Source organism: Clostridium sp. YIM B02569 (genome assembly GCF_022320765.1).
Classification (GTDB): Bacteria; Bacillota; Clostridia; order Clostridiales; family Clostridiaceae; genus Clostridium; species Clostridium beijerinckii.
Genome location: NZ_JAKJJX010000016.1, coordinates 93,222 through 115,685 on the forward strand (window position 1 = coordinate 93,222; position 22,464 = coordinate 115,685).

23 protein-coding genes are annotated in these 22,464 nt (G+C 28.3%); 16 read left to right on the top strand and 7 right to left on the bottom strand.

The window, feature by feature from the left end; genetic code table 11:
* Positions 1-15 precede the first annotated feature (15 nt).
* The 6 genes from L3B96_RS15615 to gshAB all read left to right on the top strand — a co-directional run bounded on the left by L3B96_RS15615 (position 16) and on the right by gshAB (position 7,297).
* Complete coding sequence (locus L3B96_RS15615; protein ID WP_238948027.1) at positions 16-660, top strand: pentapeptide repeat-containing protein; 645 nt, start codon at positions 16-18, stop codon at positions 658-660.
* 171 nt (positions 661-831) lie between these two features.
* Positions 832-1,683, top strand: coding sequence for a DegV family protein (locus L3B96_RS15620; protein WP_011969181.1), 852 nt, complete (start codon positions 832-834; stop codon positions 1,681-1,683).
* Between the two features lie 143 nt (positions 1,684-1,826).
* Entirely contained in the window at positions 1,827-2,693 is an 867-nt protein-coding gene (locus tag L3B96_RS15625) for an SDR family oxidoreductase (protein WP_238948028.1), read from the top strand.
* Positions 2,694-3,169: 476 nt separating this feature from the next.
* Positions 3,170-3,493 (top strand): metalloregulator ArsR/SmtB family transcription factor, encoded by a 324-nt coding sequence (locus L3B96_RS15630; RefSeq protein ID WP_011969183.1) that lies wholly within the window; start codon positions 3,170-3,172, stop codon positions 3,491-3,493.
* Between the two features lie 96 nt (positions 3,494-3,589).
* Entirely contained in the window at positions 3,590-4,903 is a 1,314-nt protein-coding gene (locus tag L3B96_RS15635; protein WP_238948029.1) for an MATE family efflux transporter, read from the top strand.
* A gap of 45 nt (positions 4,904-4,948) precedes the next feature.
* Positions 4,949-7,297, top strand: coding sequence for a bifunctional glutamate--cysteine ligase GshA/glutathione synthetase GshB (gshAB, locus tag L3B96_RS15640; RefSeq protein WP_238948030.1), 2,349 nt, complete (start codon positions 4,949-4,951; stop codon positions 7,295-7,297).
* Positions 7,298-7,353: 56 nt separating this feature from the next.
* On the opposite strand, the gene L3B96_RS15645 is transcribed toward gshAB, so the two are convergent.
* Complete coding sequence (locus L3B96_RS15645; protein ID WP_017209639.1) at positions 7,354-7,896, bottom strand: DUF4489 domain-containing protein; 543 nt, start codon at positions 7,894-7,896, stop codon at positions 7,354-7,356.
* A 225-nt stretch (positions 7,897-8,121) separates the two neighbouring features.
* Here L3B96_RS15645 and L3B96_RS15650 point away from each other — a divergent pair, with 225 nt between their 5' ends.
* Both L3B96_RS15650 and L3B96_RS15655 read left to right on the top strand, forming a co-directional pair.
* Positions 8,122-8,781 carry a DUF6483 family protein gene (locus L3B96_RS15650; protein ID WP_238948031.1) on the top strand — a complete coding sequence of 220 codons (660 nt, stop codon included), beginning with the start codon at positions 8,122-8,124 and terminating at the stop codon, positions 8,779-8,781.
* Between the two features lie 76 nt (positions 8,782-8,857).
* Entirely contained in the window at positions 8,858-9,415 is a 558-nt protein-coding gene (locus L3B96_RS15655) for a hypothetical protein (RefSeq protein WP_017209637.1), read from the top strand.
* Positions 9,416-9,425: 10 nt separating this feature from the next.
* On the opposite strand, the gene L3B96_RS15660 is transcribed toward L3B96_RS15655, so the two are convergent.
* Together L3B96_RS15660 and L3B96_RS15665 are read right to left on the bottom strand one after the other, a co-directional pair.
* On the bottom strand, positions 9,426-9,875 hold the full coding sequence (locus L3B96_RS15660; RefSeq protein ID WP_011969189.1) for a threonine/serine exporter family protein: 450 nt from the start codon (positions 9,873-9,875) through the stop codon (positions 9,426-9,428).
* Positions 9,876-9,939: 64 nt separating this feature from the next.
* Entirely contained in the window at positions 9,940-10,698 is a 759-nt protein-coding gene (locus L3B96_RS15665; protein ID WP_238948032.1) for a threonine/serine exporter family protein, read from the bottom strand.
* Positions 10,699-11,045: 347 nt separating this feature from the next.
* Here L3B96_RS15665 and glyA point away from each other — a divergent pair, with 347 nt between their 5' ends.
* From glyA to L3B96_RS15680, 3 genes are all read left to right on the top strand, one after another.
* Positions 11,046-12,281, top strand: a complete 1,236-nt coding sequence (gene glyA / locus L3B96_RS15670; protein ID WP_238948033.1) for a serine hydroxymethyltransferase — start codon at positions 11,046-11,048, stop codon at positions 12,279-12,281.
* A gap of 220 nt (positions 12,282-12,501) precedes the next feature.
* Positions 12,502-13,017 carry an isochorismatase family cysteine hydrolase gene (locus tag L3B96_RS15675; protein WP_011969192.1) on the top strand — a complete coding sequence of 172 codons (516 nt, stop codon included), beginning with the start codon at positions 12,502-12,504 and terminating at the stop codon, positions 13,015-13,017.
* 126 nt (positions 13,018-13,143) lie between these two features.
* Positions 13,144-13,392, top strand: a complete 249-nt coding sequence (locus L3B96_RS15680; protein ID WP_065417994.1) for a hypothetical protein — start codon at positions 13,144-13,146, stop codon at positions 13,390-13,392.
* A 159-nt stretch (positions 13,393-13,551) separates the two neighbouring features.
* Here the strand turns inward: L3B96_RS15680 and L3B96_RS15685 are convergent, their stop codons facing one another.
* Together L3B96_RS15685 and L3B96_RS15690 are read right to left on the bottom strand one after the other, a co-directional pair.
* Positions 13,552-13,707: a hypothetical protein gene (locus L3B96_RS15685; RefSeq protein ID WP_011969194.1), complete on the bottom strand. Its 156-nt coding sequence runs from the start codon at positions 13,705-13,707 to the stop codon at positions 13,552-13,554.
* Positions 13,708-13,833: 126 nt separating this feature from the next.
* Complete coding sequence (locus L3B96_RS15690) at positions 13,834-14,325, bottom strand: hypothetical protein (RefSeq protein ID WP_238948034.1); 492 nt, start codon at positions 14,323-14,325, stop codon at positions 13,834-13,836.
* 582 nt (positions 14,326-14,907) lie between these two features.
* Between L3B96_RS15690 and L3B96_RS15695 the strand changes: the two genes are divergently transcribed.
* The 4 genes from L3B96_RS15695 to scpB all read left to right on the top strand — a co-directional run bounded on the left by L3B96_RS15695 (position 14,908) and on the right by scpB (position 20,209).
* The gene (locus L3B96_RS15695) at positions 14,908-17,097 is read left to right on the top strand and encodes a DNA topoisomerase III (protein ID WP_023975063.1); all 2,190 of its coding nucleotides are present in this window, start codon (positions 14,908-14,910) and stop codon (positions 17,095-17,097) included.
* A gap of 176 nt (positions 17,098-17,273) precedes the next feature.
* Positions 17,274-18,464, top strand: coding sequence for a D-alanyl-D-alanine carboxypeptidase family protein (locus tag L3B96_RS15700; protein ID WP_017209630.1), 1,191 nt, complete (start codon positions 17,274-17,276; stop codon positions 18,462-18,464).
* A 415-nt stretch (positions 18,465-18,879) separates the two neighbouring features.
* Complete coding sequence (locus L3B96_RS15705) at positions 18,880-19,626, top strand: segregation/condensation protein A (RefSeq protein WP_038457416.1); 747 nt, start codon at positions 18,880-18,882, stop codon at positions 19,624-19,626.
* Positions 19,619-20,209: an SMC-Scp complex subunit ScpB gene (gene scpB / locus L3B96_RS15710; protein WP_026015690.1), complete on the top strand. Its 591-nt coding sequence runs from the start codon at positions 19,619-19,621 to the stop codon at positions 20,207-20,209. Before L3B96_RS15705 ends, scpB begins: the two co-directional genes overlap by 8 nt.
* 166 nt (positions 20,210-20,375) lie before the next feature.
* Here scpB and ytfJ read toward each other — a convergent pair whose 3' ends face one another.
* A complete protein-coding gene (ytfJ, locus tag L3B96_RS15715) occupies positions 20,376-20,846 on the bottom strand; it encodes a GerW family sporulation protein (protein ID WP_011969200.1) in 471 nt (156 codons plus the stop codon).
* Between the two features lie 23 nt (positions 20,847-20,869).
* Positions 20,870-21,412, bottom strand: coding sequence for a DUF2953 domain-containing protein (locus tag L3B96_RS15720; RefSeq protein WP_023975058.1), 543 nt, complete (start codon positions 21,410-21,412; stop codon positions 20,870-20,872).
* Between the two features lie 141 nt (positions 21,413-21,553).
* Here L3B96_RS15720 and L3B96_RS15725 point away from each other — a divergent pair, with 141 nt between their 5' ends.
* On the top strand, positions 21,554-22,408 hold the full coding sequence (locus L3B96_RS15725; RefSeq protein ID WP_017209626.1) for a D-alanyl-D-alanine carboxypeptidase family protein: 855 nt from the start codon (positions 21,554-21,556) through the stop codon (positions 22,406-22,408).
* Positions 22,409-22,464: the final 56 nt, after the last annotated feature.

Genomic DNA, 22,464 nt, shown 5'->3' on the forward strand with positions numbered 1-22,464 from the left:
GTAAGGAGAATACATATGACGGAATTAAAAAAAATATCAGGACCAAGATTAAAGAGTTTATTAGAAGAAAATATAAATGTTAAAGAGAAACTCATAAATGAAAAATATTTAACAAATACTTTAGTTAGGAATAGTTGTCTAGAATATATGAATGAAGAAAGGGTAGAAATTAGCGGATGTAGGTTTGAAAATGTTGTGCTTAGGGAGTGTTGTTTAAGAAATGTAGACTTAGTAGATATAATATTTGAAAATTGTGATTTATCAAATATTGATTTTTCAAATGGAAGTATACATAGAGTAGAATTTAATAATTGCAAGCTTTTAGGATCTGATTTTAGTGATAGTAGTATACAAGAGGTTCTTTTTAAAGATACAGTTAGCAGATACTCAAACTTTGGATATTCAAAGGTCAAGAATGTAAAATTTCAGGAATGTGATATGCAAAGTAGTATGTTTTTGGAATGTAGCTTTACGTATGTTGCATTTAATGGATGTGATTTAGCTAACTCTGAGTTTACTAATACTCCTCTTAAAAAAGTAGATTTTAGAGAAAATAATATATCGGACATATCGTTAACTGGAAAAGAGCTAAAAGATGCTATTGTATCTCCTATGCAGGCAGTTGAGCTAGCAAGATTTCTTGGTGTAATAGTTAAATAAGTATTATTTCCGTTAAAGTAAAATTGTCTATAGGTGATTTATTTTTCGACTTTAAAGATTAGATTTTTTAAAAGTTAGGGTATTAGTTTCGAAATGTTTTGGAAATATTGATAAACGTATAGAGAGTGATATAATGATTGTAATGTAAAATTAATTTAGGAGGAACAATAAGTGGAAAAGATAGCATTAATTACTGATAGTGCATCGGATATAAGCATCGAGTTATTAGAAGCAAACCAAATAAGGCTTTTGCCATTTAAAATTATATATGCAGATAAGGAATATGAGGATAGAATTGATATAACTCCCCAATTTATGTATGAAAGATTAAAAACAGAAATTCCTAAAACATCGTTACCGAGTATTGAAAAAATAACAAGCGTTCTGAAAGATGTTGTTAGTGAGGGATTTACGCATGCAATAATAATAACTATTTCATCTGCATTTTCAGGAACATATAATGCAGTAAGACTAATTTGTGAGGAGTTCAAGGAGCTGAAAACTTTTGTTTTTGATTCTAGAACATTAACAATGGCAGAAGGTGCAATGGTTTTGGAAACTTCAAGGTTAATTAGAGAAGGTAAAACATTTAATGAAATAATTGAAATTCTACCTACATACAGAGAGAAGATAGATTTATTTTTTACAATAGATACTTTAGAATATCTTCAAAAAGGAGGAAGGATTGGCAAAGTGGCAGGAACAATAGGGGAGTTTTTGAATCTTAAGCCAATAATAACCGTAGCAGAAGATGGAACATATAGAACTGCAGCTAAAGTTAGAGGTTCAAAGCAAGCTGTATCTAAATTAACCAGTATATTTAAAATGTATTTAGAAAAAGGTAAATATAAAGCCTGGATTTTAGATGGAAATGGTTTTGATAAGGTACAAAACCTATACTGTTTGATAAAAGATTTACCCAATGTAGTTGAGTGTACAATAGCTGGAACAATTGGTCCAGCGCTTGGGGTAAATACAGGACCAGGACTTGTAGGACTCGCAATTGAGAGAATAGATGAATAAGAGGTATTATAAATAAACTTCTAGTAAGTTAAGTGAAATTAAATTTCTAACTTACTAGAAGTTTAATTTTTGCATATAAATATTTTTTAGTATATAGGAAAAACTAGTATTTATAAAAATAAAGAAAAACAGGAGGAATTAAAATGGATTTTCCAACATCTTTTCCAAAACAAGAACAAAAGGAACAGCCAGGACTGGAGTATGAAATGAATCCAGCTCCAATATATGATGATCCAAGTTATAATAAAAAAGGAGATATATTAAAGGACAAGATTGCAGTAATTACTGGAGGCGATAGTGGAATCGGAAAGGCTGTTGCTATAGCATATGCAAATCAAGGTGCTGACATAGTGATTGCTTATTATAATGAAAATAAAGATGCAGAAGAAACAAAAAAAATAATAGATAATATAGGCAGAAGATGTACCTTAATTAAAGGTGATATAAGTGATCCTAATTTTTGTAATAATGTTTTAGAAAAAACTATTAAAGAATATGGAAAAATAGATATATTAGTTAATAATGCAGCAGTTCAATATGAAAGTGCAGATTTCAAGCAAATAAGTGACGAGCAATTTGATAAGACATTTAAGACAAACGTATATGGAACATTTTATATGACAAGGGCAGCATTAAATCATTTGAAAGCAGGTGGATGCATAATAAATACTGCTTCAATAACTGCATATAAGGGAAATGAAACATTAATTGATTATTCAATGACTAAAGGTGCTATAGTTACATTAACAAGATCTTTATCTACCGCATTAGCAAAAGGGAAAACTAATATAAGAGTAAATGCTGTTGCACCTGGGCCAATCTGGACACCATTAATTCCAGCAAGCTTTGATGAAAAAAAGGTTGAGAAATTTGGATCGGATACACCATTGGGAAGAGCAGGACAGCCAGTAGAGTGTGCTGGAGCATACGTATTTTTAGCTTCACAATGTGCTTCATATATCACAGGGCAAGTAATCCATGTTAATGGTGGAGAAATAGTAAATGCGTAGATAAACAAATATTTGTATAATGTTTTTGAAGAACAATTTTACATAAATTATATTAAGAAATTTATATGGGAAGCTTACTTTTAAAGCTGCGAAACTAGTAGTAAAATTTATTATATGATTTACATAGATTAAAATTATACTTTGTAACATCATAAAATGTTGATTAGAAAATCTAGAGTCAGGAATAAAATCTTGGCTCTTTTGATTTAAGTGATGTTTCTATAGAAAGTAAAATATATTAATGAGAAATGCTAAAAGAATAATACTAGCATTTATGTTTGCGGAAACCATAGATTAAAATATACTATTTATCAACATAAGACAGTAGCTAGAGTTATGGCATCAAATAGATAGGTATATATGTGATGGCGGTTTAAAAGGCAAATTAAAATAAAAAATCTTGACTACACATAGATGAATATCTATACTATATACATAGATTAGTAAAATGGCTAATATTGAAAAAGGAGTTAAATGTGTGTAAGAAATATGATAAGAATGGAAGAATTTTAAAGGCACTTTCAGATCCTAATAGGCTAAAAATAATAGACTTATTATCTTGTGGAGAAAAATGTGCGTGTGAGATATTAGAGAGCTTTGAATTTACACAACCTACTTTATCGCATCATATGAAGGTATTAATAGATTGTGGGTTGGTTAAAGCAAGAAAAGATGGAATTTGGAACTTGTACAAGTTAAACACAAGTAATTGTAACAGATTAGTGCTGTTTTTACTTAATCTAATTACAGAAAATGAGGATTGCGTACAAATTGATAAGAAAAATGAAGATTCTAATTAAAAGTTAATATGAAAGTACGATTTTGTTAATCTTTATAATATACTAAATATAATGTACTTATTAAAAATAATAAAAATTTATAAAAACGGAGATGAAATGAGACAGATTGATTTAACTAAAGGAAAAACATTGAATGTTCTAACAACATTATCAGTACCAATAATGGGAAGTTCATTGCTACAATTTACATATAATCTGGTTGATATGCTGTGGGTTGGCGGACTTGGAAGTAATGCTGTAGCGAGTGTTGGATCAGCGAGTTTTTTCGTAGGCCTTGGATATTCTATAAACTCATTAGTAGTTATAGGAACAGGAATAAAAGTCGCACATTCTATAGGTAAAAAGGAAGAGAATGAGGTAAAAGAGTATATTAATGCGGGCCTTTTAATTAATGCAGTAATGTCGTTTATTTTTGGGTCTATACTTATTATATTAGGAAGAGCACTTGTGAATTTTTTAAATATAAATAATATTGCAGTTGAAAAAGATGCATATGAATTTTTAATTTTCAGTGGGCCTACAATAATTTTTGCATTTTTTAATCTTTTATATGCAAGGATATTGGGGAGCTTTGGAAATAATAAATTAGCATTTAACATAAACGTTGTAGGAGTAGTTGCAAATATAATATTAGACCCAATTTTTATTTATGCTGTAAAACTAGGAGTTGAAGGAGCAGCAATTGCAACAATGATTGCTAATATTATAATGTTTTTGTTATATTTATTTAGATCATCGGGAACACTTAGGTATAATTTTAGTGTAAAAATTGATTATAATAAGATAAAGGAAATAATAATTTTAGGATTTCCTATGGCTATACAAAGAATTCTATTTACTGTAATAAACATATTCCTTGCAAAAATAATAGCCATATTTGGATCAGATGCAATAGCTGCTCAAAAAATAGGACTTCAAATTGAATCTATTACATATATGGTTATTGGTGGTCTTCATGGTGCGATAGCTGCATTTACAGGTCAAAATTTTGGGGCTAAAAAATATAAAAGAATCAAAGAAGGGTATAACACTGCACTTAGGATAGGAATTGTATATTCTATTCTTATGGCATTTATATTCATGTTTTTTAGTACACCATTTGTTAAATTATTTGTTAAAGATCAGCAAACAATTGCAATAGCTAACATGTACTTACAAGTAGTAGCATTTTCTCAATTATTTAGTACTACAGAAACTGTATCTAATGGATTATTTACAGGTATAGGAAAACCTAAAATATCTTCAATTATAAGCGTTGTATTTACAGCACTACGAATACCAATGGCCTTAGCTTTAATAAAACCATTTGGTTTAAATGGCATTTGGATAAGTATTTCTATATCGAGTATTCTAAAAGGAAGTGTAGCTTATATATTATATATAATTGAGGTGAAAAGAAAATATAAATAGGAATTAATAAAATATATAGATAAAATTTATATGGGGAGGCAGTCAATGTTAAATGAACTTAAAGAATTATTTACACCTTTTGAATTATTAAAAGGTAATTATGGTATAGAAAGAGAAAGTTTAAGAGTAAATAATAAAGGGGAGTTATCAGTTAAAAGGCATCCAGCAGTGTTTGGTGAGAAAGTGGAAAACAAATATATAACTACGGATTTTGCTGAAAGTCAAATAGAAGTTATAACACCACCATTTAAAAATATAGAAGAAACATATAATTTTTCTAGAGTGCTATATGATATTGCTGCAATGGAAATTGAGGATGAATATTTATGGCCACAGTCTATGCCGGGAATAGTACCTACCGATGATAAAATTAGAATTGCAGAATATGGTGACAATGAAAAAGGTAGAGAAGCTAGACGTTACAGAGAAAATTTAATAAAAAAATATGGAGGTAAAAAACAGCTTATATGCGGTATCCATTATAATTTTTCCTTTGATGATGATTTCTTGAGAAAGTTATACTGTTTATATGAAAGACAGAACACTCATAAGATTTTTAGCGGAATATTTAATGAAAATCAGAAATTGGGATACAAGGAGTTTAAAAATAACTTATACTTAAAGGTTACAAGAAATTACTTGAGGTATAGGTGGATTATTATATATCTTTTAGGAGCAAGTGGAGTTGTTGACAAAAGCTATATGGGACCTTGTATGAATTCATCTAAAGAAATTGCACATGATAGTTTTTCAAATGAAGGGGCTTTGTCTTATAGAAATAGTGAATGTGGGTATAAGAATAAAATAGATCTATATCCTAATTATAATTCTGTTGATGAGCATATTGAAAGTTTAAGGAGCTTTGTAAGCGATAAGCTTATAGGAAGTCATAAAGAATTATATAGCTGTGTAAGGCTTAAACCAAAAGATCCAAGTGATTTCTTTAATTCACTTAGTAAAGATGGAATCCAATATCTAGAATATAGAAGTATTGATATTAATCCTTTTGAAAAAGGAGGAATAAGCTTAGATGATCTTTATTTTCTTCAAATATTTAATTTGTTTTTACTAATTAATGAAGAAACTGACTATGATAGATGGCAGGAAGAGGGAACAGAAAACCAAAATATAATTTCAAAACTAGGACAAAAAGATGTTTTATTAAAGAAAGATGGAGAGCTTATTTCCAAGGAGCATTGGGGAGTAGAAATATTAAATAATATAAGAGATATTAATGATAAATTGAATCTTGGCAAAGAAAGAATTATTGACTTGATGATCGAAAAAATTAAGAATAATCAACTAACATATGCTTACAAAATTGAAAAAAAAGTAAAAGAAGAAGGATATATCAATGCTCATTTAGATATAGCACAGAAATATAAAGAAGATTCTTATAAAAACAGATTTAAATTGGAAGGATATGAAGAATTAGAGCTATCTACTCAAATATTAATGAAAGAAGCCATTAAAAGAGGAGTAGAAGTTGAAGTTTTGGATAAATCCGAAAATTTCATATCACTTAGAAAGAATAATAAAGTAGAATATATTAAGCAAGCAACAAAAACATCAAAAGATAGTTATATAACTGCTTTAATTATGGAAAATAAGAGTGTGACTAAAAAGGTTCTTTCTGATAGTGGGATTAAAGTTCCAAAAGGAATTGAGGTAAATTCAATAGATGAGTCTTTTAATATAATAAAAGAATTTACTAAAAAGCCAGTTGTTATTAAACCAAAATCAACAAATTTTGGGATAGGTATAAGTATATTTAAAGAAGGCGCTGATGAAGAGAGTATTAAAAAGGCTTTTGAACTCGCATTTAAATATGATAATACAGTTCTCATAGAAGAATTTGTTAAGGGAAAAGAATATCGTTTTTTAGTTATAGACGGTAAAGTTGCAGGAATACTTCATAGAGTTCCTGCTAATGTTAAAGGGGATGGAGTCAGTTCTATTAAGGAACTAGTGGAAATAAAGAATCAGGATCCGTTAAGAGGTCATCACTATGTAACACCACTTGAAAAGATAATTTTAGATGAAAGTGCAGAATTATTTTTAAAGCAACAAAATAAAGATTTTAATTATATCCCTGAAGAAGACGAAATTGTTTATCTAAGAGAGAATTCAAACATAAGCACTGGAGGAGATAGTATAGATTATACTGATAGTATTCCTGAAAAGTTTAAAATAATAGCTGTAAATGCAGCGGATGCTGTAAACGCAAGAATTTGTGGAGTTGACATGATGCTTGAAAATTTTAACGACGAAAATTCTAATTACTCAATAATCGAACTAAATTTTAATCCTGCAATTCATATTCATTGCTATCCTTATAAAGGTACGGAAAGAGAAATTGGTGTAGAAATATTAAGGGTATTAAATTTCGTTTAAAATATAAAAATAAAGGAAGCTCTCAAAAGAGCTCCCTTTAATATAATTAGCTATAATTATAGAGATTCAACAGCTAAAGCTGATAATACTGCATTAGTTATAGTTAATCCAGCTGTTACAGAAATTAAGCTAGTTGGCTCAAGTTGAACTGTATAAGTCGTATTAGCATAAGCTGGATTGCAATCACAAAATTGAAAACTAAATGATTCAGATTCTAAGACACTAACTGTTTCAGCGAAAGTAAATGTTCCACCTATTGGTTGAGGAGCTCCATCACCAACTGTTTTTATTAATGTGAAATTTAAATTTACTAAAATATCTACAGGTAAAGAAATTATGCTAGTAAATGTTAAAAGCACTTTAGGATTACACATGTTAGTAGTATCTAGAGAAACACTAGCTACAGGTATAGGTCTAGATAATGGTGTTGAAATTATAGGCAATGGTCCAACTCCACCAGAACCAACATTTAGTAAAGCTCTACCAGGCTCTGGGGCACGATTGTAACATCTGCAACTAGGACGATTGTCAGAATAAGTGCAGCTAGGACGAGTATCGTAGCAATCATAATCATGTTCATTTTCACAAATAATATTCATAAATTACCTCCATACTATCATAAGTTTATCAAGTTTTTCTCCGTATAATTTAGTTGTAAGAGATTCTTTTTATATTATATTGTATGAGAAATGTATAAAAATGTGATGTATTAGAAAATCTAATATTTTATAAATTTTTATGAGTATAATAATTAAATGCAAAGGTATTTATATTTTAGGAATATACAAATTTAACTAATAATTTAAAAGATGAGGTGCGACTCAATGATAAAGAATGATTATATGAAAGAGATAGAGAATAATTTAACATTAACAAATGAAGAAGTAAGAAAGGATATAGTAAAGGGTGATATAGGAGAAGCTAAAGAAAAAATAAACAAAAAACTTAAGGCTCTCGTAGGAATCGATATAGGAACTATAGACATATTTTCTTTCAGCAGCATAGAAAGTTTTATAGGTAAAGAAACGCATTATAATGCAGAAAAATTTATAGCATTTGGAAGTCTTATGAAACTTCAAGGACTTATTAGCGATAAGGAAAATAATGAAAGCGCTAAAATTCAATATTATGAAAAGTCACTAGAAGGTTTTTATAAGGCTTATATTGAAGATGATGAGATAAATGAGAAATATCTTTATGAAGCAACAGAAGTAGCAGATGAATTAATTAATTATGAACTTTCATTAGATTTAGACAAGAAAATATTTAGAATATATGAACTGACTAATAAGTTTGATAGAGCAGAGGATACCTTATTTTATATTCTTAGAAAGACTGATAATGATGGTAGCATTATTTTAGAAGGAATTAAATTTTACAACAGACTTAAAGAAAAAGATTACGATGAATTAGCAGAAGGTAATCTTCCTATAGAGGAAGTTAAAGATGGAATTTTTGAGCTTGAAAGAAGACTTGGTTTATAAATCTTTACTTAAATGAAGTAAGTAGAAATAACTTGCTGTTGGTATTATAGGAACATTGCTAAAAATAAATAATATAATGATAAAAAGTAATTACAATTTAGAGGAAACTATGGAGTTTAAGGGATGGAATGATTTTGAGAATCTAGCGAGAGCTTGTGGATATAGTAGTTGTGGTAAAAATGACAATGGAGATAAAACAGAGGATGAGTTTGAAAATTCAGAATGTAGAGATATTCCAAACGGATTTCAAGATGTAGATCCACAGCTATTTATTCTTATAGGAGAGATATTGGGAAATATATTATCAGGAAGGCTTCCGTTCAATGTTCAAAATGCATTAGGAAATTGGCTGCAATTAGTTGGCCAAGTAATAGAGACATATAATGCCCAGCAGCAATATTTCCAAGGAGGACCAGGAAGATACTTTAATCCTAAAAGTTATAATGTAAGTAATCCGTTTTGTAGTAGTTCGCAAAATACTAACTCAAGCAAAAATAAACCTAATAAATCAACAAATGATATTAAGAAGAAAAATTCAGAAGAGGACATGGATAGTAAGATAAACCATTTGGAATTATCATTAAATGATTTAAGAGAAGAAATAAAAGAGATTAAAAAATTACTAGAAAAATAATCCAGTTAATTTATTTTTCTAGTAATTTTTCTTTAACTTTTTTTAAATTTGTTACCTGTTTTGTTATAGTAGATACAAATATTACCCCTAATGCTAATGTTCCAGCACTAGCTAATGTATTTAACCCTAATTCTACTGCACGGCTTATATTGCCACTTATTGTTTCGTACATTGTATAGTACATTCCAGAACCAGGAACTAGTGGAATAAGTGCACAAATTACCAAAGTTGTTACAGGTGTTTTTAAAAGCCTTGCACAAATTTCTGAATATATGCTAAATAGTATTGAGGATATAAACAATGATAAGATATCACCTATATAATTTTCTTTTAAATAAAGATAAGAAAACCAACTTATAGCACCACCTATAGATGCAAATATTAAATTCTTTCCTTTTATATTAAAAATTATTCCAAAGCCTAAGGATGCTAAAAATGAGACTGCAATTTGTGTTAGCATAAAACCTCCTAAATATTATAATAAAAATGAAATATATTCTATTAGCTTATTATTTGGATTAGAATTAACCTAAGTTATTTATAAATAGGCTTAAAACTGCACCAGTGCCAACAGCTATAGAAACCGCAACTAAAAATGCTTCAGAGGCTTTTGTTATACCAGATAAAAAGTCACCAGCTATAGTATCTCTAATTGCATTAGTAATTGTCAGCCCAGGAACAAGAAGCATAATAGAACCTATAATAGTTTTATCTAAATTATTAGATAAATTTAATTTCATGAATGCTATAGCTAAAAATGCACACAATCCTCCACTTAAGGAATTAGTGAAAAATTCGTTTATATTTAATTTTTGGCATATAACAACAATGATTTTTATTACTGCACCAATTATGCTTGCAGAAATAAAGTCTTTAAGATTTCCACCAAACATAATACTAAAGCATCCTGCGCTAAGAGCAGACCACAATAAAGTGGTTAAGTTAGAGTACCTATGGCTATTCGATATGTTTGTAAGTTCTTTATTAAATTCATTTATATCAATAGTTTCTGTTTGTATTTTTCTAGAAAGATCATTGACTAAATCTACTTTATGTAAATCAACACCCCTAGAAATAATTCTTTGAACAAGGGTAGCAACCTCATCATAATAAGTGACTGTTACAATTATCCCTGTCGGTATTACAAAACTATCAACTGTATGAGCACCAAAGGCAGTACATATTCTACTAATGGTTTCTTCGACTCTATAAGTTTCGGCACCACTTTCTAGCATTATTTTTCCAGCCAATGTAGATACTTTGAGTAATTTATTTAAGTCCATAATTTTTTCTCCAATATATTTTTTATAACAAATGAATTATAGCACATAATAAATAATTCTTATAGGAGTAAGTTATATAATATTTAATAATGAAAGATTATATGTTATCAGAGGATAAAATCATTGGAAGTTAAGCATATTAATATAGTAGACTGAATCTATAAGATAATATAAAATATAACAAATTCTACTAAAGGCAATATAAAAATATAAAAAATAGTTGATAATTTTAGTAAGAAAACATATAATTTGAATATAAGTGAAACTCTTGTACATATTTTATACTATGTTAAAGTGGTTTCTCGTGCCCGTTAGGGAACAAAAATATATTGGGGTGATTTATTAAGATGAATTTTGAAAATATACAAAGAGAAGATAAAGAAATTTATGATTTAATTGAGAAAGAGCTAGTTAGACAACAAAAAGGAATAGAATTAATAGCTTCAGAAAATATTGTAAGTCCGGCTGTTATGGAAACTATGGGCTCTTATTTAACTAATAAATATGCTGAGGGATATCCGAATAAGAGATATTATGGAGGATGTCACGTTGTAGATGAAATAGAACAAATTGCAATTGATAGAGCTAAGGAATTATTTGGAGCAGAGCATGCTAATGTTCAACCTCATTCAGGTTCACAAGCTAATATGGCTGTATATTTTGCAGTATTAGAACCAGGAGATACTGTATTGGGTATGGATTTAAGCCATGGTGGGCATTTAACTCATGGTTCTCCAGTTAACTTTTCAGGAAAATTGTTTAACTTTGTATCTTATGGAGTTGATAAAGAAACTGAGATGATTGACTATGAAAATGTAAGAAAGCTTGCTATTGAACATAAACCAAAGCTTATAGTTGCTGGTGCAAGCGCATATGCAAGAATTTTAGACTTTCCAAAGTTTAGAGAAATAGCTGATGAAGTTGGTGCATTACTAATGGTAGATATGGCTCATATCGCAGGACTTGTTGCTGCAGGTGTTCATCCATCACCAGTGCCATATTCTGATTTTGTAACAACAACAACTCATAAGACTTTAAGAGGTCCAAGAGGTGGGTTAATACTTTGTAAAGAGAAATATGCTCAAGTATTAAATAAAAACATATTTCCAGGAATACAAGGAGGTCCTTTAGAGCATATTATAGCTGCTAAGGCTGTGTGTTTTAAAGAAGCATTAGATCCAAGTTTTAAAACATATGGAGAAAATGTAGTTGAAAACTGTAAAGAACTTGCAGAACAATTAATAGCTAGAGGTTTTAAAATTGTATCAGGTGGAACAGATAACCATGTATTCTTAGTTGATTTAAATAACAAAGACATAACAGGAAAAGAAGCGGAGGCTTTATTAGATTCCGTTGGAATAACTGTTAATAAAAACACAGTACCTAATGAAACAAGAAGTCCATTTGTAACTTCAGGAATCAGAATTGGTACAGCAGCGATAACAACTAGAGGTTTTGTAAAGGATGATATGGCTGAAATTGCAGCGGTTATATCAGAGGCAATAGAGAATAGAGATGGAGATTTATCAGCTCTTAAAACTAGAATAGAAACTTTATGCGATAAACATCCACTATACAATTAAGTAATAAGGACATAGTGAGGCTTCATTTATATGAAGCCTCTTGTTATATTTATCTAGAATTCTAAAGAGTAAATAGAAATTATTATTTTTATTGTCGCTATTATTTATACTTAAATAAGTAATTAAATACTTAAGATAATAATAAAATAAAGTGAGGTTTAGAATTTACATAAGAGATTTTGAAAATATAATATGATTTATGTGGAAGATGAGGAGATAGATGAAAAAAGCACTTTTAATTATTGATGCTCAAGAAGATTTTATTGGTGAACAGCGTAATAAAGAGAGATTTAATTTTGAAGATGTAGATAATCTTATTAATAATATAAATAAGAAAATTATATTTTATCAGAGAAATAAAGATATAGTAATTTATATTGCTAGTGTACTTCCTAATAATTTTTTTTATAAGAAGTTTTTTGGATACGGTCTTGTAGGAACTAAAGGGGCCAAATTGGATAAGAGGATTAAGATAGTATCGCAAAATTATTTTGAAAAACAATTTGCAAGTGCTTTTAGAAATAGTAATTTAGTGAAATTCATGAAAAAGAATGAAGTGAGTAAAATAGAGTTGGTTGGAGTTGATAATAATGAATGTATTTTTAAGACTGCAAGAAGTGCGGTTAAGATTGGACTTAATGTTATCATCCCCAGCAATAGCATAGGAATTATTAATAATGAAAAATATCGTAGAATAACGAACAAATTAAAGTCAATTGGAGTAGCTTATATATGAAAAAAACTAATAAAATTAAGATTAAGTTTTTATAAATATTTTATTTAAAAATTTCTCATGAACATTTAAAGTATTTCAGAATAATATATATTATGAAGAAAGAAGGTTTTATGGGAGGAAAAATTAATGAATCCTTATCAATTAATCATGAATGTTCAACAAAGAATGCAACAAGATCCTGACTTTGCTAATAAATTTAATAAAGCTGTATCTGAATTAAACAAGGTGCCAGGACTTCAGCAAAGAGTTATTCAAATAGCTCAAATTAGTGATGAAAGTCAAAGGGAACAAGCTATGGAAAGATTACCTAAAGATGCAAAGCATGCGGTAAAAAGAATCTTAGGATTATTAGATGAGTATAATGTTTATAAATGATTTAAATTAGAATTATATATTTTCAAGTACTTATTGAATAAAAGAAGTTTCTTATAGTTGTAAGGATTTAACTATATGAAACTTCTTCTATTTTAGATTAAAAAGCATAATAGATTTTTAGGGGAAATTTATTATTAATATGTTAATTTGGCTCGGAAATTAAAATCCTCTTTTTTCAGCTTCAATACCACTTTCATTTCTTCCAGGTTTTTTTATTGTTGTATTGTAACTACTTTTCGCATATTGATTTTGAGTTTTGTTACCATTTCTTAAAAAATTACTTTCTGAATAATCTTTATTATTATTATTGTCCACAAAATCATCTCCTTTAATTTATTATATATATAGTATGTCTACATTAAGAAAAATTAATTGTGGTAAATTTAGTATAGATATTATAAAAAATAATATTTTATTTTATAATCCTTTTGCAAGAAAATATTACAAAATAGAAATTAATACAAATAAAACACCCCAAAAAAACAAATGCATGGAGAATGTTATAAATGAGCAAATTAGAAGTCTCTGCCTTGTATTTAAAGATGCCTCTATACTTACTCTTATAAGAAAATAAAAACCTGCTAAAGTAAAAAGTGCAGAGCATATACTATTGTAAGAGAGTATAAAGATAAGTAAAATTAAGCCTAAAAATATAAAATTCCAGCCAGGCATGTATTTTACTTGGACATATTTTTCTCCTGAATCTAAGTATGTACCATTAATAGCAATATCGCAGTTATTATCTATACTTACCAGAATAGCGGTTTTACTTCCTAGTTTAAATGTAGTCTCGCGTGTAACTCCAAAAGTTTTAGAGCTTTGAAGTTTTACAGGAATGTTATTTACTAGTAGAGTCTTTCTTAAAAAATTTTTAGAATATTCTATAGTATAATTTATATTATCTACATTGGCAATCCATCTTTGAGTTCCCATAAAAACCTCCTTTATTAATGAACATTAAAGTTATTATTATATAAATTTATAATAAAATTAAGTTAGTATATTTAAATATATACATAAATATGTGTGAATAGAATTGAGTTTTTATTTTAAAACAAATAATTAGTTAAATAATTAACTAATTATTTAATAAAGGTTATGGTAGTATTAGTAGACTTGCTAGATATGATTTATATTTATATGATAATAGTACAGTGAAAAATGGTCATTAAGCATATATAATAGTAGGGGTAATTATAAATTCAAGTTAATTATTAAAAAATAATGGTGGGTGTAAAGAATTAGTGATTTTAAAAATGATTAAGCTGAGAATAGTTGATTCAAAATAATAGGATTATCAAGAAAAACGTTGTATAATGGTAAAGTAATTAAAAATCATACTGATAATCATATACTAGAATAATTAAATAAACGATAAGACGTCTTAAAATTTGTAAAATAAATATGATTAATTTGAGAAATATATATTTTACTAAAATAAAATTAAGTATAGAAAATAAACAATTATAAGAAATAAATTTTTATTATTGAATTTTTTATCGACAAGGAGAAAAAATGAGTAAAACATTAGTATTAGCAGAAAAACCATCAGTGGGGAGAGATTTGGCAAAAGTTCTTAAGTGTAACCAAAATAAAGGTTCATATATAGAAGGTAGTAAATATATAGTGACTTGGGCAATGGGGCATTTAGTTGGGCTTATGGATCCTGAAGGATATGATAATAAATATAAAGAGTGGAAAATGGAAACACTCCCAATGCTTCCTAAACATATGAAACTTACGGTGTTAAAAAAAACAGGTAGACAATATAATGAGGTAAAAAAACAATTATTGAGAAATGATGTTAGCGATATTGTAATTGCTACAGATGCTGGAAGAGAAGGTGAATTAGTTGCTAGGTGGATTTTGGAGAAATCAGGGGTGAAAAAGCCGCTTAAAAGATTATGGATCTCATCTCAAACAGAAAAAGCAATCTTAGATGGATTTAGAAATTTAAAACCAGGTGCAGCTTATGAAAATCTTTATAAAGCAGCAGTATGTAGAGCAGAAGCTGATTGGCTTGTAGGACTTAATGTGACAAGAGCTTTGACATGTAAATATAATGCACAATTATCAGCAGGAAGAGTTCAATCTCCAACATTATCTATGATTGTGTTAAGAGAAGATGAAATAAGAAATTTTAAACCAAAAACTTATTATACTTTGGAAGGAAAAACTAGGGGATTTAACTTAGCATGGGTAAATAAGGACAATAATTCGAGAATATTTGATGAAGAATTTGCTAATAAGGTAGCTTCAAAACTAAAAAATTCAGAGGGGAAAATAGTAAATATAAATGAAGCCAATAAGAAAAAGTTTTCTCCAGCTCTTTATGATTTAACAGAACTTCAAAGAGATGCAAATAAAATATGGGGATATTCTGCAAAACAGACATTAAACATAATGCAGAGGCTTTATGAAAATTATAAAATATTAACTTATCCAAGAACAGATTCAAGATATATTACTACTGATATTGTGGCTACTATTCCTGATAGATTAAAAGCAATTTCTATTGGAGAATATAGAATTGTAGCAGAAGAACTACTTAAAGGAAAAATAATTGGCAATAAGAGTTTCGTAGATAATTCAAAAGTAAGTGATCACCATGCTATTATTCCAACAGAACAAAAGCCTAATTTAGCACTTTTATCATCTGAAGAAAGAAAAATTTATGATTTAGTGGTTAAAAGATTTTTAAGCGTTATGCTTCCACCCTTTGAATATATTCAAACTACAATAGAGGCAGAGGTTCAGGGGGAAAAGCTTGTAGCTAAAGGAAAAGTTATTAAAGCTAAAGGATGGAAAAAGCTTTATGATAGATTAGAAGAAGATAGTGATGAAGAAGAAATAAAAGAGCAAGTTCTTCCTACAGTGTCTATTGGGGACAGTATTAGAGTAGAGAGTGTTAATATAAAGAAAGGTGAAACAAAACCACCAGCTAGGTTTACAGAAGCTACCCTTTTATCAGCAATGGAAAGTCCTCATAAATATATTAATGTTTCCAAGGAAGCTGCTAAAACTTTAGGTGAAACAGGTGGGCTTGGTACAGTTGCTACAAGAGCAGATATTATTGAAAAATTATTTAATTCATTTGTTATAGAAAAAAAGGGCAAGGAAATAATTCCTACGTCAAAAGGAAAGCAACTAATGGAACTTGTGCCAAAGGATTTAAAATCACCACTTTTAACGGCTAAATGGGAAAGCCAATTAGATGAAATATCAAAAGGAAAAAGAGATGATCATTCATTTATAAAAGAAATGAAAAACTATTCAGTTGCTTTAGTGGAAGATGTTAAAGGTACAAATAATAAGTTTGTTCATGATAATAAAACTGGAAAGAAGTGTCCTAATTGTGGCAAGTATCTATTAGAGGTTAAAGGTAAAAATGGAGTAATGAATGTCTGCCAAGATAGAGAATGTGGATATAGGGAAAGTGTAGCTAGAGTGACAAATGCTAGATGTCCAGAGTGCAAGAAGAAATTGGAACTAAGAGGAAATGGTGAGGGAGCAATATACGTATGCCCTGGCAGTAACTGCAATTTTAGAGAAAAAGCCTCTCAATTTAAGAAGAGATTTGAGAAAAATGGAAAGATTGATAAAAGAGAAGTGAATAATTATATGAAGAAAATGAAGAAAGAAGCAGAAGAATTTAACGATAATCCTTTTGCTGCATTATTAGGTGATATAAAATTTGATAAATAGTAAAAAACTTCTAGTAGCTTAAAGTTACTAGAAGTTTTTTATTAAATATATTTATACCCTTTATTTCGGTAGTTATGCATAAGTTAAAAATATTGTCATATTGTTAAGAAAAATAGAATTACTTGTTATATTATTTCTTCTTATGGTAACACTAATTTTGAAAGGAGGCAGTAACTATGAAAAATAATGCAAAAAGAATTATATCTTTTACTTTGATATTTATTTTTACTTTATTACTTTTACCAATTAACTTAGCCAAAGCTGTAGATACGGATGAAAAAGTAAAATCAGATGGAACTAATATTGAAGCAAGATCAGCTTTATTAATGGAACCAATGAGCGGTAAAATACTTTATGAAAAGAATGCAGATGAAAAATTTGCACCAGCATCTGTAACAAAAATTATGACTATGTTGATAACAATGGAGGGCGTAGATAGCGGAAAAATTAAATTAGATGATAAAGTAACTTGTAGTGAAAATGCTAAGAAAATGGGCGGAAGTACAATGCTTTTAGACACTGGAGAAATAAGAACTGTTGAAGAACTTTTGAAAGGTGTAGCGATAGCTTCTGGAAATGATGCAGCCGTTGCACTTGCAGAATATCTTGGAGGTACAGAGCAAGAATTTGTTAATATGATGAACAAAAGAGCGCAAGAACTTGGAATGGTTAATACGACATTCAAAAATTGTAATGGATTGCCAGCAGATGGACATATGTCTACTGCAAAAGATATAGCAATAATGTCAAAAGAGTTATTGAAACATCCAAAGGTTTTAAAATACACAGGAACTTATATGGATAATATATCAGAAGGAAGAAAATCTCCAATAGAACTAGTAAACCACAATAAATTAGTTAGATTTTTTGAAGGTTGTGATGGATTAAAAACTGGATTTACGGATGAAGCTAAATACTGCATTAGCGCTACAGCAACAAGAAATGGAGTAAGAATGCTATCTGTAATAATGGGAGCCCCAACTTATAAAATAAGAAATCGTGATGCGGGTGTTTTACTTAATTATGGATTTTCAAAGTATGAAGGGAAAAAGCTTGTATCTAAAGATGAAGAAATAGATAAAGTATATATGGATGAACAAACAGATAAGTTCTTTATGGCAATGGCTAAAGATGACTTAAATGTTATAATTCCTAAGGGAGACAATAAGGATTTAGAGAAAAAAATTGTTATAGATGAGCTAAGAAAAGAATACAAAGCAGGAGATATAGTTGGAAAATGTGAAGTTTATTTGGGTAGCGAAAAAGTAGGAGAGGTAGATATATATTGCGATAGAGATGTCAAGAAAGGCAATATAATTGACAATATAAAATATAATATTAAAAACTTATTCGAAAAAGGTGTATAGCCCGATAAAAAACATTATGAATTTTATATTTTTCTTGTAAAACTATAAATAAGAAATAATTCAAGCATAGCTAAACAATAAATTTAATTAAATTTATTTAGCTATGCTTGTTTTATATTTTTATAATATACATATTTTTAATTAGCTCTTATATATTGTTCTTAAGTGAAACATTTAACTTAAGAAAATTTCAAATGTAAATTTGTTATTCAAAATATATATATTGCAAAAATAATTCTTCATTATAATTCTAAAAATATTGCAAGAATTTTAGCCGTAATTGTGAATTGCAACATATATATTAATGATTCTTGTTTTAGATGTTATAACTTGTTATTATATATTATAGTACTTATTATTTAGATTTAAAGTTATAATTTAAGTATAATTCATAATGGAGGTAAAAAAGATATATATGGAACTTCCAAAGATTAAAATTAATGATTTTGAAGGCCCGTTTGATCTTCTATTGCATTTAATAAGAAAGAATCAAATGAGTATATATAATGTAAAAATATATGAAATAACTAATCAGTATCTGAATTATATTAATGAAATGAAAAAGATGGATTTAGAAATAACTTCTGAGTTTATTGTAGTAGCGGCTACCTTAATAGAAATTAAATCTAAGAATTTGTTGCCGAAGCTTAAAAAACAAGAAGATGATGAAGAAGATGATGAGAAAAAGCTTTTAGAAAAACTTATTCTTTATAAGAAAATAAAAGGGGTTTCAGTATTTTTAAAAGACAGATATACTAGTGCTGGCGAGATATATGGAAAGAAACCAGAGGTAATAGAAGAAAAAAGAGATGATACTGATAAAAAAGATTTATTAAAAAATATAAGTCTTATAGAATTGTTTAATATATATAATAATTTACTTGAGATATATAATAATAAGCAAAATAGAAATAACATAATTCAGAAAAAAATATATGTGGATAAATATAAAATAGAAGATAAGTTAGAATATATTATGGACAAGTTAAAAACAGAGAAGGTAAGCAGCTTTCACAAGATTATCGAAAATTGTGAATGCAAATTAGAGTGTGTTGTGACATTTTTGGCATTGCTAGAGATGATTAAACAGAGGATGATCAAAGTATATCAAAGCGAAAATTTTAGCAATATATTGATTGAAAGGAGAACAGATGATGAGTAATGATAAAGGGATTCAAATTCCATTTATAGATGACAAGAAAAAAAATTCTTTAAAATCAGCAATAGAATCTTTACTATTTGCTAGTGGTGAACCATTAAGTTTGCAGGATTTGGTTAACCATCTTGAAGAAAAAAATAAACTTATTGAAATTATCATACATGAAATGATGGAAGAATATGAAAATGATAATAGAGGAATAAAAATAATATGTATTAAAGGAAGTTACCAGTTAGTTACGAAAGCTGAAAACTCTGATTATATACAGAAGCTTTTGAAGAAAAACAAAAGACAATCTTTATCACAAGCATCTATAGAGAGTTTAGCCATAATTGCTTATAAGCAGCCTATAACAAGAATTGATATTGATGAAATTAGAGGAGTTAAATCAGAGAGTGCTCTCCAAAGGCTTTTAGAAAAAGATCTTATAAAAGAGGTTGGCAGACTAGAAGTGCCTGGTAGACCAATCTTATATGGAACAACAGATGAATTTTTAAGACAATTTGAATTGAAAGATTTAAAAGAACTTCCTTCTCTAGATTTATTTGGGCAAGAAGATGTTCAGGAAGATCATGGACAGGAATAAAATTTAAGGATATATCATCGGAATTTATAAATATATTAATACTTGAAATTTTGAAAAACAATAAGATCTATTTTTAGATATTTTATATTTATTTTATTAAATTTAAGAGAGAAATAGTGTATTATTAAATAACTATTTCTCTCTTGAATTAAAAATTAGGAGCAATTTAAATATTATCGCTATCACTGCAATAACATTCTTCGGAATTATTATCAACAGTAGTAGTATTGACAGTAGCAGATTTTTTATTCTTTCCACATATATCTTTTACTAAACTTTTTGCAATATCTAAGATTTGAGGAACTGTATCCACAATTCTATCATATGTAGTATCTTGATCTACAGGTAGCATTCTAACACCATCTTGTTTAACAACTAGGAATGCTACAGGTTTAACAGAAACCCCTGCTCCGGAGCCGCCTCCAAAAGGAAATGTTGTGCTTGTGATATTTTGCTTTAAATTTAGACATTCACTTCCACCAGAAGCAAATCCAAAGCTTAATCTTGAAACAGGAACGATATAAGCTCCATCTTTTGTTTCTATGGCTTTCCCTATTACTGTGTTTACATCAATCATATCCTTAAGATTTTCCATGGTACTTTTCATTAAGTTTTCTACATGTTGTTCACTTGACATAATAAATCCCCTTTATTAAGGGGTCACCTCCCTTGTTTATCGTTATTTTTTAATAAATTAATTATTATATATATAATGTTTGCAAGTGATAAGAAAATTATACTTGAAGTTTCAATTTTTAGTAAAAAATTATCATCAAATACAGGAGTTATTTTAAAATTAAATTTCTTTATATTAAAAAGGTAATTAAGGAGAATGTAAGTTAATGATGTTGTATTATATATGACTCCATAGAAAATTGCAGTTCTCGCAGCATCGTTTAGTGAGTATTCCATAGATAAATTTATTTTTAACAGTGGCTTATATTTTAAATTATTTAAAGTAGAAATCAGATGCTTGAAATTTATTTTACTATTAATTTTTGAAAAAAATTTATGCTTACTTTTAATTAAAGGTGAATTTTTGAGTTTTTTTATACGTGTTATTCTTTTCTTATTTTTAGAGATAAGATTAAATCCATATAATTTTATATAATAATCTACGGTAGAATAGTAAATACTAAATTTAATGGGAATAGGAATAAAAAATATTAATAAGACCACTAAAAAGACATAAAATAATTTCATAAAATTCCTCCAAACTACATCTACTCCATAATTATTGACTAATAATAAAAAAATAAACCTAGAAAATTATCAAAATTAGGTTTAAAAATTAATTTTAAAGGTAAACTAGAACCAAATAGTAAGTTTAGAAGGTGATTAATTATGCGAAAAGGTACTAGTAAATGCACTTCATTGATAGCACTAATTCTTATATGTACTCAAATAATATGTATAGATGCAAATGCCAAAGGTAAAGGTAATAATTTAAGGGTAAATGCTAGATCTGCGATTGCATTGGATAAGGAAAGTCATGCAGTTTTATTTGAACAAAATGCTTATGAAATAGTTCCAATGGCAAGTACAACAAAGATACTTACTTCTTTAATAGCTATTGAACAAGGTAATCTAGATAAAAAAGTAGTAATAAGTAAAAAAGCAGCTAGTATAAGAGGGTCTACAGTTGGATATAAAGAAAACGAAGAAATTACTTTGAGGGAGTTAGTTTTTGGATTAATGTTTAAGTCGGGAAATGATGCGGCAATAGCTATTGCCGAGGAATTAGGGGGATCAATAGAAGGATTTGCGGAAATAATGAATCATTATGCTAGGGGCATAGGAATATTAGATTCACATTTTGAGTCTCCTCATGGATTGGATAGTAGTAAACACTATTCTTCAGCATATGATTTAGCGATACTTACTGCTAAGGGCATGGATTATGATCTATTTAGAGAAGTAGTAGGAAGTAAACAAATCTCAAAAGAAAAGTATAATTTTACAAGAGATTATAATAACATAAATAAAATATTGTGGAGAATTCCAGGAGCTAATGGTGTTAAAACAGGATATACAGGCCAAGCTGGTAAGTGTTTAGTTTCATCAATTAATAATAATGGCAAAGATGTGATAATTGTAGTTTTAAATTGTCCAGATAGATGGAATGTGACAGAAAAAATATATAATTATGTATTAGAGAAAGTAGCATTTGGGAATCATACAGTTAAAGAATTGGTTTAGTAAGCAATAGTAGATAGTTTTTTATTACTATCTACTTTTTTTATTAAATAAAATAT

What these genes read in the sequence shown, in the direction of transcription:
- L3B96_RS15615 (WP_238948027.1), top strand. Translation starts at nt 16, where the DNA reads ATGACGGAATTAAAAAAAATATCAGGACCAAGATTAAAGAGTTTATTA.
- L3B96_RS15625 (WP_238948028.1), top strand. Translation starts at nt 1,827, where the DNA reads ATGGATTTTCCAACATCTTTTCCAAAACAAGAACAAAAGGAACAGCCA.
- L3B96_RS15635 (WP_238948029.1), top strand. Translation starts at nt 3,590, where the DNA reads ATGAGACAGATTGATTTAACTAAAGGAAAAACATTGAATGTTCTAACA.
- gshAB (WP_238948030.1), top strand. Translation starts at nt 4,949, where the DNA reads ATGTTAAATGAACTTAAAGAATTATTTACACCTTTTGAATTATTAAAA.
- L3B96_RS15645 (WP_017209639.1), bottom strand. Translation starts at nt 7,896, where the DNA reads ATGAATATTATTTGTGAAAATGAACATGATTATGATTGCTACGATACT.
- L3B96_RS15650 (WP_238948031.1), top strand. Translation starts at nt 8,122, where the DNA reads ATGATAAAGAATGATTATATGAAAGAGATAGAGAATAATTTAACATTA.
- L3B96_RS15655 (WP_017209637.1), top strand. Translation starts at nt 8,858, where the DNA reads ATGATAAAAAGTAATTACAATTTAGAGGAAACTATGGAGTTTAAGGGA.
- L3B96_RS15660 (WP_011969189.1), bottom strand. Translation starts at nt 9,875, where the DNA reads ATGCTAACACAAATTGCAGTCTCATTTTTAGCATCCTTAGGCTTTGGA.
- L3B96_RS15665 (WP_238948032.1), bottom strand. Translation starts at nt 10,698, where the DNA reads ATGGACTTAAATAAATTACTCAAAGTATCTACATTGGCTGGAAAAATA.
- glyA (WP_238948033.1), top strand. Translation starts at nt 11,046, where the DNA reads ATGAATTTTGAAAATATACAAAGAGAAGATAAAGAAATTTATGATTTA.
- L3B96_RS15675 (WP_011969192.1), top strand. Translation starts at nt 12,502, where the DNA reads ATGAAAAAAGCACTTTTAATTATTGATGCTCAAGAAGATTTTATTGGT.
- L3B96_RS15680 (WP_065417994.1), top strand. Translation starts at nt 13,144, where the DNA reads ATGAATCCTTATCAATTAATCATGAATGTTCAACAAAGAATGCAACAA.
- L3B96_RS15690 (WP_238948034.1), bottom strand. Translation starts at nt 14,325, where the DNA reads ATGGGAACTCAAAGATGGATTGCCAATGTAGATAATATAAATTATACT.
- L3B96_RS15695 (WP_023975063.1), top strand. Translation starts at nt 14,908, where the DNA reads ATGAGTAAAACATTAGTATTAGCAGAAAAACCATCAGTGGGGAGAGAT.
- L3B96_RS15700 (WP_017209630.1), top strand. Translation starts at nt 17,274, where the DNA reads ATGAAAAATAATGCAAAAAGAATTATATCTTTTACTTTGATATTTATT.
- L3B96_RS15705 (WP_038457416.1), top strand. Translation starts at nt 18,880, where the DNA reads ATGGAACTTCCAAAGATTAAAATTAATGATTTTGAAGGCCCGTTTGAT.
- scpB (WP_026015690.1), top strand. Translation starts at nt 19,619, where the DNA reads ATGAGTAATGATAAAGGGATTCAAATTCCATTTATAGATGACAAGAAA.
- ytfJ (WP_011969200.1), bottom strand. Translation starts at nt 20,846, where the DNA reads ATGTCAAGTGAACAACATGTAGAAAACTTAATGAAAAGTACCATGGAA.
- L3B96_RS15720 (WP_023975058.1), bottom strand. Translation starts at nt 21,412, where the DNA reads ATGAAATTATTTTATGTCTTTTTAGTGGTCTTATTAATATTTTTTATT.
- L3B96_RS15725 (WP_017209626.1), top strand. Translation starts at nt 21,554, where the DNA reads ATGCGAAAAGGTACTAGTAAATGCACTTCATTGATAGCACTAATTCTT.